The sequence below is a fragment of the Rhodopseudomonas parapalustris genome, from assembly GCF_053772255.1.
The window spans coordinates 120,599-132,751 of record NZ_JAMKBZ010000014.1; the positions used below are offsets into that span (position 1 = coordinate 120,599).

The following is a 12,153-nucleotide window of genomic DNA, read 5'->3' on the forward strand; positions in this document are numbered from 1 at the left end:
CGTAGAACCAAACCGGCAAGTCGAAACGCGAGCCTGGCCGCCTCATGATCGCGTCCGGGGCTACACCAGCCGGCTCTGCACCAGCGCCGCTTCGACGAACGAGGCGAACAGCGGGTGCGGGTCGAACGGGCGCGATTTCAGCTCGGGGTGGAACTGGACGCCGATGAACCACGGGTGATCTTCGTATTCGACGATCTCCGGCAGCACGCCGTCCGGCGACATGCCGGAGAACTTCAGGCCGTGCTGTTCGAGCCGGTCCTTGTAGGCGGTGTTGACCTCGTAGCGGTGGCGGTGGCGCTCCGAGATTTCGGTGGCGCCGCCATAGACCTGGCTGACCCGGCTGCCGCGCTTGAGCGCCGCGGGATAAGCGCCGAGCCGCATCGTGCCGCCGAGATCGCCGGCCTGGCTGCGCTTCTCCAGCTCGTTGCCGCGGACCCATTCGGTCATCAGGCCGACCAGCGGCTCCGGTGTCGGACCGAATTCGGTCGAGTTGGCCTGCTCGATGCCGGCGAGATTCCGCGCCGCCTCGATCACCGCCATCTGCATGCCGAAGCAGATGCCTAAATACGGCACGTTGCGCTCGCGGGCGAAACGCGCCGCCTCGATCTTGCCCTCGGCGCCGCGCTGGCCGAAGCCGCCGGGCACGAGGATGCCGTTGACGTGCTCGAGGAACGGCGCCGGGTCTTCGTTCTCGAACACCTCGCTCTCGATCCAGTCGAGCTTGACCTGGACCTTGTTGGCAATGCCGCCGTGAGAAAGCGCCTCGATCAGCGACTTATAGGCATCCTTCATGCCGGTGTACTTGCCGACGATCGCGATCGTCACCGCGCCTTCGGGATTGCGGATACGCTCGTTGATCTCGTGCCAGCGCGCCAGCTGCGGCGGCTCCTTGGCGGCGATCGCGAACGCCGCCAGCACTTCGTCGTCGAGCCCGGCGGCGTGATACGCCTCCGGCACCGCGTAGATGCTGTCGGCGTCGCGCGCCTCGATCACCGCGCTTTCGCGGACGTTGCAGAACAGCCCGAGCTTGCGCCGCTCCTCCTTCGGAATCGGCCGGTCGGTGCGGCACAGCAGGATGTCGGGCTGGATGCCGATCGAGCGCAGCTCCTTGACCGAATGCTGGGTCGGCTTGGTCTTCAGCTCGCCCGCGCTCGGGATGTAAGGCAGCAGCGTCAAGTGGATGTAGATCACGTCGCCGCGCGGCAGATCGTTCTTGATCTGGCGGATCGCCTCGAAGAACGGCAGGCCCTCGATGTCGCCGACGGTGCCGCCGATCTCGACCAGGACAAAGTCGTAACCGTCATTGTCGCTGACGATGAAGTCCTTGATCGCGTTGGTGACGTGGGGGACCACCTGGATGGTGGCGCCGAGATAGTCGCCGCGGCGCTCCTTGGTCAGGATGTCCTGATAGATCCGCCCCGTCGTGATGTTGTCCTGCTTGGTCGCAGGTCGCCCGGTGAACCGCTCGTAATGGCCGAGATCGAGATCGGTCTCGGCGCCGTCGTCGGTCACGAACACTTCGCCGTGCTGATACGGCGACATCGTTCCGGGATCGAGGTTGAGATAGGGATCGAGCTTGCGAAGCCGGACTTTGTAGCCACGCGCCTGCAGCAGCGCACCGAGTGCCGCTGATGCCAGACCCTTGCCGAGCGAGGAGACCACGCCGCCGGTGATGAAGATATACCGCGCCATGGGACTTTACCTTTAATGCCGTCGGTCCGATTCGCCAAAACGATTCGTACCCCTCGGGCAGTTTGACCAATGCCTGTGGGTGACGCTGAAAGATTCAGCTATTTCAGAGAATTGCCGAAGGGGCCTCAAACATCATGCGAGGCCCCTTCGGCGCATATCGGCAATGCTTATTGCGACTGCGGCGGGGTCGGCGCTGCAGGCGCGGCCGGTGCCGCCGGCTGCTGGTTCTGCTTCTGATCGGCCTGCTTCAACGTATCGAGCAGACCACCGCCCTGCGACAGCGGCGGCGCCGGCTGGCCCGGCGCCTGCTGCTGAACCGGCGCTGCGGTCGGCAGGATCGTCGTCGGCTTACGGTTGTAGCTCGCCAACCAGGTGAGCAGCAGGCTGGTGGCGAAGAACCCGACCGCGAGAATCGCGGTGGTGCGGGTGAGCAGGTTGGCGGTGCCGCGACTCGACATGAAACCGCCACCACCGCCGACGCCCAGGCCGCCGCCTTCGGACTTCTGCAGAAGCACCACGCCGATCAGGCCCAGCACGAACATCAGGTGAATGACGATAATGACAGTCTGCATCGTACCCTTCCATCGCAAGCCAATGCCGCCAAACGGCCGATAGGCGCCGGCGGGCGGCTGCTCGACAGGCTTGCGGGATAAATGAAGTCGCGCGGTGTCTACACGATCGCGCGGGGATTTGTCACCCCCGCGCGGCGCCGGAAACGCCGCAGCAACGCCGCTCGGCGCGGTTTAGTTAGGGGCAGCCGGCAGCGATCGCAAGGAAATCGGACGCCTTCAGGCTGGCCCCGCCGATCAATGCGCCGTTGACGTGCGGCACCGCCAGCAATTCGCGGGCGTTCGAAGGCTTCACCGAACCGCCGTACAGGATCCGCATCGCCTCGCCCGCCGCACCGAACCGATCGCTCAAAGTCTTGCGGATAACGCCATGAACTTCCTCGACATCGGCCGTCGTCGGGGTGCGGCCGGTCCCGATCGCCCAGACCGGCTCATAGGCCACCACCAGATTCGCCGCGGTAGCGCCGTCCGGCAGCGAGCCGGCCAGCATCCCGGCGACCACGTCGAGCGTATGACCGGCGTCGCGCTCGCCCTGAGTCTCGCCGACGCAGACGATCGCCACCAGCCCGGCACGCCACACCGCCTGCGCCTTGGCGCGAACGATCGCATCGGTCTCGGCGTGATCGGCGCGGCGCTCGGAATGGCCGACGATGATCGCCGCAGCGCCTGCATCGGCGAGCATTTCGGCGGCGATGTCGCCGGTATGGGCGCCCGACGCGTTGGCGTGGCAATCCTGGCCGCCGATCGCAAACGGCAGCCCCTTGCCCACCGCAGCGTCCGCAACCCGCGCGGCGAAGCTGGCCACCAATGTCGCCGGCGGACACACCAGCAGATCGATGCCCTGCGGCAATTGCCCGGCGCCCGCGATCATGGCGTCGAGCTCGGCGACCGAGTCCTTCAGGCCGTTCATCTTCCAGTTTCCAGCAATCAGAGGACGAACGGCGGGGACCGGCATGAGCACTCTCGCAATAATGGGTTGAGGCGTTCCGCTAGCAGAGCCGATTGCGAGACTCAAGGAGACGTGAACACCACCGCTGCGGCGATCCGCAGCACCGCCCGCTTGCGACGGGATGGCATCTGCGCCGGCCGCGACATCGGCTGCGGTTGCGACGCCCAAGGCGGCACTTTAGGATGGATTTTCAAGCCGACGACGCTAATTTGCGCACCCGCGCCCAGCTAGCGCGGCCGGTTCCCTCCTGACAAAAAGTGACTCCATGCTCCGAGGAATGCGCAAAGCCTCATCCAACTGGATTGGCAAGACCATCATGACCATCGTGATGGGCGTCCTGATCATCAGCTTCGGAGTCTGGGGCATTGCCGACGTGTTCCGCGGTTTTGGCCGCTCGACGCTCGCCAAGATCGGCCAAACCGAAATCTCGACCGAGCAGTTCCGCCAGACCTACAACGACCGTCTGCAGCAGATCGGCCGTCAGTTCGGCCGGCCGCTGACGCCGGATCAGGCGCGCGCCATCGGCATCGACCGCCAGGTGCTGCAGCAGACGATCGCCGAAGCAGCGCTCGACGAGGATGCGCGCAGGCTCGGGCTCGGCCAGTCCGACGCCGACACCATGAAGTCGATCCTGGAAGATCCGAACTTCAAGGGTGCCAATGGCCAGTTCGACCCGAACCGATTCCAGCAATTGATCCGGCAGTTCGGCTTCACCGAGCAGCGCTATCTCGCCGAGCAGCGCCACGTCGCGTTGCGGCGGCAGATCGCCGGGACTATTACCGCCGGACTAGAGCCGTCGAAGACGATGTTGGCGGCGCTGAACCAGTTCCAGAACGAACAGCGCGCGATCGACTATCTGAAACTCACCGCGGCCCAGGCCGGCACCATCGAGGCGCCCTCGCCCGCGGCGCTCAGCGCGTTCTACGACGCCCATAAGGCGCAGTTCCGCGCTCCCGAGTATCGCAAGCTCTCGTTCGTGGTCGTAACCCCGGAATCGATCGCGAAATGGACCGAGGTGTCCGACGCAGACGCCCAGAAGCTGTTCGAGCAGCGCAAAGAGAAGATGTCGACGCCGGAGAAGCGGCAGATCCTGCAGATCGTATTCCCGAACGTCGACGAAGCTCAGGCCGCGCGGGCCAAGATCGCGAGCGGGACCAGCTTCGCCGACATTGCCAAGGAGCGCGGGGTCAAGCCGGCCGATCTCGACCTCGGCCTGATCGGCCGTTCCGACATGCTCGACCCGAAGGTCGCTGCGGCCGCATTCACGCTGCCGCTGAACGAGGTCAGCCAGCCTGTGCAGGGACAATTCGGCACCGTGCTGCTCGAAGTCACCAAGATCGAGCCCGGCAAGCAGCCGGAGTATGCCAGCGTCGCCGAGTCGCTGAAGCGTGACATCGCCCAGGAGCGCGCCCGCAAGCAGGTGCAGGAGCTGCACGACAAGATGGAAGACGCCCGCGGCGGCGGCGCCAGCGTGATCGAGGCGGCCAAGCAGCTCGGCCTCACCGCAGTTACGGTGGACGCGCTCGACCGCTCCGGTCGCGGCCCCGATGGCGCGCCGGTGGCGTCGATCCCGCAGGGACTCGAACTCGCCAATGCTGCCTTCAACAGCGATCCCGGCGTCGACAACGACGCGATCAGCTACCAGAGCGGCTACGTCTGGTACGACGTACTCGGCGTGACTCCGTCGCGCGATCGGCCGCTCGACGAGGTCAAGGACAAGGTCGAGGCCGGTTGGCGCGCCGAACAGGTCGGCGAGAAGCTGCGTAAGCTCGCGTCCGAGCTGGTTCAGAAGCTGCAGGGCGGCGCCAAGCTCGCCGAAGTGGCGCCGGCCGGCGTCACCGTGCAGAACGCGGCCGGAATCAAGCGCGAAGGCGCCGACGCCGGACTGCCGAACACCGTGGTGGACGCGGTGTTCCGCACCGCCAAGGATGGCGCCGGCGAGGTTCGCGGCAGCAGCGATACCGATTGGTACGTGTTCCGCGTCACCGGCGACACCGTGCCGACGGCCGAGTTCAACACGCCGCAGATGCAGCAGTTGAAGGACAATCTGGTGCAGCGGCTGCGCGACGAGCAGGTCGGCGAGTACATCGCCTGGCTGGAGAAGGACATCGGCACCAAGGTCAATCAGGAAGCGGTGGCGCAGGCAACGGGGGCGGCGACGAACTGACGGCGCGACGCCGCAGTCCGGTCGCCGAAGGGGACAATGGTTGATTTCAAATCGATTATCGCAAAGGTCGCGACCGGCGCGACACTGACGCGCGAAGAAGCCACCGACGCTTTCGACGCGATGATGTCGGGCGACGCGACGCCGTCGCAGATGGGTGCGCTGCTGATGGGCCTCAGGGTCCGCGGCGAAACCGTCGACGAGATCACCGGCGCGGTGACCACGATGCGCGCCAAGATGCTGCCAGTCACCGCTCCGGCGGATGCGGTCGACATCGTCGGCACCGGCGGTGACGGCTCGGGTTCGGTCAACGTTTCGACCTGCGCCTCGTTCGTCGTCGCCGGCTGCGGCGTCACCGTCGCCAAGCACGGCAATCGCGCGCTGTCGTCGAAATCCGGCGCCGCCGACGTGCTCGCCGCGCTCGGCGTCAAGATCGACATCACGCCCGAACAGGTCGGTCGCTGTGTCAACGAAGCCGGCATCGGCTTCATGTTCGCGCCGACGCATCATCCGGCGATGAAGAACGTCGGCCCGACACGGGTCGAGCTCGCCACGCGCACCATCTTCAATCTGCTCGGACCGCTGTCCAACCCGGCCGGCGTCAAGCGCCAGATGATCGGCGTGTTCTCGCGACAATGGGTGCTGCCGCTCGCGCAGGTGCTGAAGAACCTCGGCTCCGAGGCGGTCTGGGTGGTGCACGGTTCCGACGGCCTCGACGAGATCACGCTGTCCGGCACTACCGCGGTGGCCGAGCTGAAGAACGGCGAGATCACCAGCTTCGAGATCAGCCCCGATGACGCCGGCCTGCCCCGCGCCCCAGCCGAAGCACTGAAGGGCGGCGACGCCCAGGCCAATGCGGTGGCGCTGCGCGCGGTGCTGGAAGGCATGCCGGGCCCGTATCGCGACGTCGCCCTGCTCAACGCCGCCGCGACGCTGGTCGTCGCCGGCAAGGCGAAGGACCTGAAGGAAGGCGTGGCACTCGGCGCCCAGGCGATCGACTCGGGCGCCGCCGAAGCCCGGCTGAAGAAGCTGATCGCGGTCTCCGCGGCGGCCTGAGCGCCAAACCATCGCTCGTCATTGCGAGCGCAGCGAAGCAATCCAGCTTCGTGCACCGAGCTGGATTGCTTCGTCGCTTCACTCCTCGCAATGACGAACGCTGAACTGATACTTTTGGTAAAGTCCGGCTCCAGGGAGCGTCATGTGTCCGACATCCTGACCAAGATCGAAGCCTATAAGCGCGAGGAGATAGCGGCCGCCAAGCGCGAGCGTCCGCTTGCCGCGATCGAGGCGATCGCCCGTGAAGCATCGCCGCCGCGCGGATTCGTCAAGGCGCTTCGCGCCAAGCATGCGGCCGGCGACTACGGGCTGATCGCCGAGATCAAGAAGGCCTCGCCGTCAAAGGGGCTGATCCGCGCCGACTTCGATCCGCCGGCGCTTGCCAAAGCCTATGAAGCCGGCGGCGCGGCGTGCCTGTCGGTGCTGACCGATACGCCATCGTTCCAGGGCAGCCTCGATTATCTCGTCGCGGCGCGCGCCGCGGTTTCGCTGCCGGCGCTGCGCAAGGATTTCATGTACGACACCTATCAGGTGGTCGAGGCGCGTGCCCACGGCGCCGACTGCATCCTGATCATCATGGCGGCGCTCGATGACGCCGAGGCCAAGGACATCGAGGACGCTGCGTTCGATCTCGGCATGGACGTGCTGCTCGAAGTCCACAATGCGCCCGAACTCGAGCGCGCACTGAAGCTTCGGTCGCCGATGGTCGGCGTCAACAATCGTAATCTGCGTACCTTCGAGGTGACGCTGGCGACCAGCGAGGCGCTGGCGCCTCTGATTCCGAAGGACCGACTGATGGTCGGCGAAAGCGGCATCTTCACGCCCGACGATCTCGCCCGCCTCGCCCGCGTCGGCATGTCGACCTTCCTGGTCGGCGAAAGCCTGATGCGGCAGCAAGACGTCACCGCAGCCACCCGCGCGCTGCTGACGCGTGCGGCCTGAGGCGGTAGGTATGGCAAAGACGGCGAAGTCGAACTCCAAGCCAGAGGCAACGCCTCCTGCCCTCACCCATATCGGCGCCAGCGGTGAGGCGCGGATGGTGGACGTGTCGGAAAAGCCGGCCACCGAACGCGTCGCGGTCGCCGAGGGCCGTGTGGTGATGAAGAAGGCGACGCTGGAGCTGATCCTCAGCGGCGACGCCAAGAAAGGCGATGTGCTCGGCACCGCGCGCGTCGCCGGCATCATGGCGGCCAAACGCACCGCCGAGCTGATCCCGCTGTGCCATCCGCTGGCGCTATCCAAGGTCACGCTCGACATCACGCCGGACACCAAGCTGCCGGGCTGCATCGTTCGCGCCACCTGCAAGGTCACAGGTCCGACCGGCGTCGAAATGGAAGCGCTGACCGCGGTCTCCGTCGCATGCCTGACGATCTACGACATGATCAAGGCCGCCGAACGCGGCGTTCGGATCGAAGGCATCCACCTGATCGCCAAGACCGGCGGCAAATCCGGCGACTACGTCGCGAGCGCGAACCGAAAATGAGCTAACATCGGCGGGCCCTCGAACGTCAGGCCCCCCGATGCCCGCCGACCTCGCCTCTGCCTCCGACACCATCTCCGGCCTCAGCGAGCGCGAGGCCGCCGCCCGGCTGGCGAGCGAAGGCTACAACGAGCTGCCAAGTCCCGATCGCCGCACGCTGCTCGGCATCGTGCTGGAGGTGGTGCGCGAGCCGATGCTGGCGCTGCTGCTCGGCGGCGGCGTGGTCTACATGGCGCTCGGCGATCTGAAGGAAGCGATCATCCTGCTGATCTTCGCCACCCTGTCGGTGGTGATTACGGTGGTGCAGGAAGCGCGTACCGAGCGCGTTCTGGAGACGCTACGCGATCTCACCAGCCCGCGCGCGCTGGTTATCCGGGACGGCATCCGCAAGCGCATCGCCGGGCGCGAGGTGGCGCGCGGCGACGTCATGGTGGTGTCGGAGGGCGACCGCATCGCCGCCGATGCGGTGCTGCTGCAAGCCGATGATCTCTTGGTCGACGAGTCGCTGCTCACTGGCGAATCGGTGCCGGTGCGCAAGCTCTCGCGCGGCGAAGCGGATGCCGCCACACTGCGCCGGCCCGGCGGCGACGATCAGCCAGCGGTTTACTCCGGCTCGCTGGTGGTGCGCGGCGGCGGCCTCGCCGAGGTCGTCGCCACCGGCCCCCACAGCGAGATCGGCAAGATCGGCCAGGCACTCGGCTCGTTGCAGACCGAAGCCCCGCGGCTGCAAATCCAGACCCGCGCGGTGGTGCGGACATTCGGGTTGATCGCCGCTGCGTTCACCGCGCTCGTCGTCGTCCTCTACGGCACGCTGCGCGACGGCTGGCTCGACGCCGTACTGGCGGGCATCACCGTCGGCATGTCGATGCTGCCGGAGGAATTCCCGGTGGTACTGACCGTGTTCATGGCGATGGGCGCCTGGCGGATCTCGCAGGCCCGGGTGCTGACGCGGCGCGCCGCCGCGATCGAAGCGCTCGGCTCCGCCACCGTGCTGTGCACCGACAAGACCGGCACGCTGACCGAGAACCGGATGTCGGTCGCCGAACTGCGCCTCGCCACGGGCGACGTGTTCCGTCCGCGAGACGGCGGCGCGCTGCCGGACGGCTTCGCGTCGCTGTTGGAAACCGGCCTGCTCGCGGCGGCTCCCGATCCGTTCGACCCGATGGACCAGGCACTGCACCGTCTGGCCGGCGATCACCTGCCGAATGGCAACGGCGCGCGCAGCCTCGTCCACGCCTACGGGTTGCGCCGCGACCTGCTGGCGATCACCCAGGTTTGGCGCGATCCCGACGACGCCGGTGCTTACGTCGTCGCCGCAAAAGGCGCTCCCGAAGCAATTGCACGAATGTGCGGTCTCGACGACGACACCCTCCGCACCTTGTCGGAAACCGTCGATGCGATGGCGGCCGAGGGGCTGCGTGTGCTCGGCGTCGCCCGCGCCTCGCATCCCGCCGAGGATTGGCCCGAGACCCAGCTCGGCTTCCGCTTCGATTTCCTCGGCCTCGTCGGCCTCGCCGATCCGCTGCGCGCGTCGGTGCCGGCCGCGGTCGCCGACTGCCGCACCGCCGGCATCCGCGTGGTGATGATCACCGGCGACTATCCGGCGACCGCCCAGGCAATCGCCCGCCAGGCCGGGATCGATGCCGACGGCTGCGTGACCGGCGACGAGATCGCGGCCCTCGACGACGACGCCCTGGCGCAGCGGCTGCGCACCACCACCGTGTTCGCCCGGATCATGCCGGAACAGAAGCTGCGGATCGTCCAGGCGCTCAAGGCCGACGGCGAAGTCGTGGCGATGACTGGCGACGGCGTCAACGATGCGCCGTCGCTGAAGGCCGCGCATATCGGCATCGCCATGGGCGGTCGCGGCACCGACGTCGCCCGCGAGGCCTCGGCGATCGTGCTGCTCGATGACGATTTCGCCTCGATCGTCACGGCGATCCGGCTCGGACGGCGGATCTACGACAATCTGGTCAAGGCGATGGGCTTCATCTTCGCCGTCCACGTTCCGATCGCCGGGCTGGCGCTGCTGCCGCTCTTGTTCGGACTGCCGATCCTGCTCGGACCGATCCACATCGCGTTCCTGGAAATGATCATCGATCCGGTGTGCTCGATCGTGTTCGAGGCCGAAACCGCCGAGGACGACGCGATGCGCCGCCCTCCCCGCGATCCGGAGCAACCGCTGTTCAGCCGGGCGCTGATCGCATGGGGATTGCTGCAGGGGCTGCTCGTGTTCGCACTGGTCGGTGGCGTGTTCGTCATCGGTCAGCTTCGCGCGATGCCGGAGACCGAACTGCGGGCACTGACGTTCTTCGCGCTGGTGCTGAGCTTCGTCGGGCTGATCTTCGTCAACCGCTCGTTCAGCACCTCCCTGTTGACGGCGCTCCGCCGGCCCAATCGCATGCTGGCGGCGATGCTCGGCATCGTCGCGGTGGTGCTGGTCGCCAGCCTGGCCTGGCCGTGGCTGCGCGATCTGTTCCGGTTCGGCCCGTTGCATCCGGACGATCTCGGCCTCACCGCGGCCGCGGCGCTGGTGGTGCTGATCGTACTGGAACTGGTCAAGCCGCTGTGGCGGAAGATGATGCGGCAACCGGGATAGCACCGGCCGCCGCATCGCGGGATGCGCCTGGCGTCGTTACGCGAACGCGTAGTCCGCGGCCTGCCGGTCGATCACGAACCGGCTGGTGTTGGCGCAGTCTTCGCAGCGATAGATGTGGCGCTCGAACTCAGCCCTGCGTCCGACCGGCCGAGGCTCGACGCGCACGAGCCGCATGGTCGCGCCGCACTCCGGGCAGCGGGACGGGTCGAAACTGGTTGATACGTGGCGCCAGACCATAATGCCTCCTCCGTGATGGCCGGTCATCTTCGGACAGATCATGCTGAGCGGCGCGGTCGCCGCTCAGCCGGATCGCGGCCCCGCCTCTCGGCGGGGGATCGTCGTCGAGCCGTTGCAGCGCATCAAGGATCGCGCGCAGCGGCACCGGATTACGATGTCCGGGTGCAAGCCGCAGCCAAGGCTGGTGCTCGACGGCGTTGGCGTCGGACGCCCATGAGGACAGGATGGCCCGCTTGTCCGCAGTAGACAGCGCGTCATCGCGCAGCACCTGGTCGGGATGATCATAGACCGTCGCGGACGGTCTCAAGGCCGTGACGCTCGCAGCGCCAGGCGAATAGGTACGTTCGAAGTTGGTAGATCGCATCGTGGTCCTCCCGAATTCCTCCTTCCAAACCGGGACGGCCGATGACTTGGACACGGCGTTCTCGTTTTCAAGACGCCGCGCGAAAAAAATCTTCGCCCCCCTTCACGGGACTACCACCCTGCCCCTTGACGGCGGCGCAACCGCGCCCAAATCGAAGGCACACCCGCACCCCCGCGGGTGACTTCCCGATCACAGCTAACAGTATCGAGGATATTCAAGACTGAGTACGAGGAGGCATCCATGAACATGCGCGACATCATCCCCTGGGGCCGGACTAATCAACCCGTAACCCGCTCGTTCGAAGGCGACCCGTTCCTGTCGCTGCACCGCGAGATGAATCGGCTGTTCGACGACGTATTTCGCGGCTTCGATCTGCCGGCCCGTGCCAGCACTCTGGCGCCGTTCAGCACCGGCTGGCCGAAGCTCGAAATCACCGACGGCGACAAGGAGCTGAAGATCGCCGCCGAAGTCCCGGGCCTTGACGAGAAGGACATCGAGGTGCTGCTCGACGACGGCACGCTCACCATCCGCGGCGAAAAGAGCGCGTCGACCGAGGCCAAGGACAAGCAGTTCAGCGAGCACTTCTACGGCAAATTCGAACGCCGGATTCCGCTGGACTCCGCAGTCGCCGCCGACCAGGTCAGCGCCAGCTTCAAGAACGGCGTCCTGACCGTCACGCTGCCGAAGGTGGAAGCCCCGCCCTCGACCGCAAAGCGGATCGAAATCCAAAAGGCGAACTGATAACGCGATGCTAAGCGTCCGCGCCCCGGCCCCGTATCGCGGTCCGGGGCGCTAGGTAGTTGCGAGCAAATAGCGCCTGTTATCATTCGACAGCAACTCGAATTTAACAATTCTCGGTTGCAATCGGGCCGATCGCTGATCCAACCAGCCCGGGAGCCACTCGTATGACTCAGCCGCGACGGTTTGCGCGCGTCCGCCCGAGCGGGCTCGTCTCTGGCAATGCCAATCTGATCGTCGGCCCTAAGCTACCGGTGATCCCGTGCCGCGTCGTCGATTACTCCGTCGTCCGTGAAGTTTGCTGA

10 protein-coding genes are annotated in these 12,153 nt (G+C 66.5%); 6 read left to right on the plus strand and 4 right to left on the minus strand.

Translation table 11 applies throughout. The features are described from left to right. Window positions 1-60 precede the first annotated feature (60 nt). From M9H71_RS14375 to tpiA, 3 genes are all read right to left on the minus strand, one after another. Window positions 61-1,692 (minus strand): CTP synthase, encoded by a 1,632-nt coding sequence (locus M9H71_RS14375; RefSeq protein ID WP_455405650.1) that lies wholly within the window; start codon window positions 1,690-1,692, stop codon window positions 61-63. Window positions 1,693-1,859: 167 nt separating this feature from the next. Then, window positions 1,860-2,264 carry a preprotein translocase subunit SecG gene (secG, locus tag M9H71_RS14380; RefSeq protein WP_455405651.1) on the minus strand — a complete coding sequence of 135 codons (405 nt, stop codon included), beginning with the start codon at window positions 2,262-2,264 and terminating at the stop codon, window positions 1,860-1,862. Between the two features lie 175 nt (window positions 2,265-2,439). After that, a complete protein-coding gene (gene tpiA, locus M9H71_RS14385; protein ID WP_455405652.1) occupies window positions 2,440-3,216 on the minus strand; it encodes a triose-phosphate isomerase in 777 nt (258 codons plus the stop codon). Between the two features lie 259 nt (window positions 3,217-3,475). Here tpiA and M9H71_RS14390 point away from each other — a divergent pair, with 259 nt between their 5' ends. The 5 genes from M9H71_RS14390 (at window position 3,476) to M9H71_RS14410 (ending at window position 10,509) form a co-directional block, all read left to right on the plus strand. Next, the gene (locus tag M9H71_RS14390) at window positions 3,476-5,377 is read left to right on the plus strand and encodes a SurA N-terminal domain-containing protein (RefSeq protein WP_455405653.1); all 1,902 of its coding nucleotides are present in this window, start codon (window positions 3,476-3,478) and stop codon (window positions 5,375-5,377) included. Between the two features lie 36 nt (window positions 5,378-5,413). Continuing rightward, on the plus strand, window positions 5,414-6,430 hold the full coding sequence (trpD, locus tag M9H71_RS14395) for an anthranilate phosphoribosyltransferase (RefSeq protein WP_455405654.1): 1,017 nt from the start codon (window positions 5,414-5,416) through the stop codon (window positions 6,428-6,430). Window positions 6,431-6,574: 144 nt separating this feature from the next. Then, on the plus strand, window positions 6,575-7,372 hold the full coding sequence (gene trpC / locus M9H71_RS14400; protein WP_455405655.1) for an indole-3-glycerol phosphate synthase TrpC: 798 nt from the start codon (window positions 6,575-6,577) through the stop codon (window positions 7,370-7,372). Between the two features lie 10 nt (window positions 7,373-7,382). Continuing rightward, window positions 7,383-7,913 carry a cyclic pyranopterin monophosphate synthase MoaC gene (moaC, locus tag M9H71_RS14405; protein ID WP_455405656.1) on the plus strand — a complete coding sequence of 177 codons (531 nt, stop codon included), beginning with the start codon at window positions 7,383-7,385 and terminating at the stop codon, window positions 7,911-7,913. Window positions 7,914-7,950: 37 nt separating this feature from the next. Next, a complete protein-coding gene (locus M9H71_RS14410; protein WP_455405657.1) occupies window positions 7,951-10,509 on the plus strand; it encodes a cation-translocating P-type ATPase in 2,559 nt (852 codons plus the stop codon). Between the two features lie 127 nt (window positions 10,510-10,636). Here the strand turns inward: M9H71_RS14410 and M9H71_RS14415 are convergent, their stop codons facing one another. Further along, a complete protein-coding gene (locus tag M9H71_RS14415) occupies window positions 10,637-11,110 on the minus strand; it encodes a hypothetical protein (RefSeq protein WP_455405658.1) in 474 nt (157 codons plus the stop codon). Between the two features lie 240 nt (window positions 11,111-11,350). Here M9H71_RS14415 and M9H71_RS14420 point away from each other — a divergent pair, with 240 nt between their 5' ends. Continuing rightward, window positions 11,351-11,851: an Hsp20/alpha crystallin family protein gene (locus M9H71_RS14420; RefSeq protein ID WP_455405659.1), complete on the plus strand. Its 501-nt coding sequence runs from the start codon at window positions 11,351-11,353 to the stop codon at window positions 11,849-11,851. Window positions 11,852-12,153: the final 302 nt, after the last annotated feature.

Bases quoted from the DNA above. Each gene is read 5' to 3' on its own strand.
- M9H71_RS14375 (WP_455405650.1), bottom strand. From the start codon at position 1,692: ATGGCGCGGTATATCTTCATCACCGGCGGCGTGGTCTCCTCGCTCGGC.
- secG (WP_455405651.1), bottom strand. From the start codon at position 2,264: ATGCAGACTGTCATTATCGTCATTCACCTGATGTTCGTGCTGGGCCTG.
- tpiA (WP_455405652.1), bottom strand. From the start codon at position 3,216: ATGCCGGTCCCCGCCGTTCGTCCTCTGATTGCTGGAAACTGGAAGATG.
- M9H71_RS14390 (WP_455405653.1), top strand. From the start codon at position 3,476: ATGCTCCGAGGAATGCGCAAAGCCTCATCCAACTGGATTGGCAAGACC.
- trpD (WP_455405654.1), top strand. From the start codon at position 5,414: ATGGTTGATTTCAAATCGATTATCGCAAAGGTCGCGACCGGCGCGACA.
- moaC (WP_455405656.1), top strand. From the start codon at position 7,383: ATGGCAAAGACGGCGAAGTCGAACTCCAAGCCAGAGGCAACGCCTCCT.
- M9H71_RS14410 (WP_455405657.1), top strand. From the start codon at position 7,951: ATGCCCGCCGACCTCGCCTCTGCCTCCGACACCATCTCCGGCCTCAGC.
- M9H71_RS14415 (WP_455405658.1), bottom strand. From the start codon at position 11,110: ATGCGATCTACCAACTTCGAACGTACCTATTCGCCTGGCGCTGCGAGC.
- M9H71_RS14420 (WP_455405659.1), top strand. From the start codon at position 11,351: ATGAACATGCGCGACATCATCCCCTGGGGCCGGACTAATCAACCCGTA.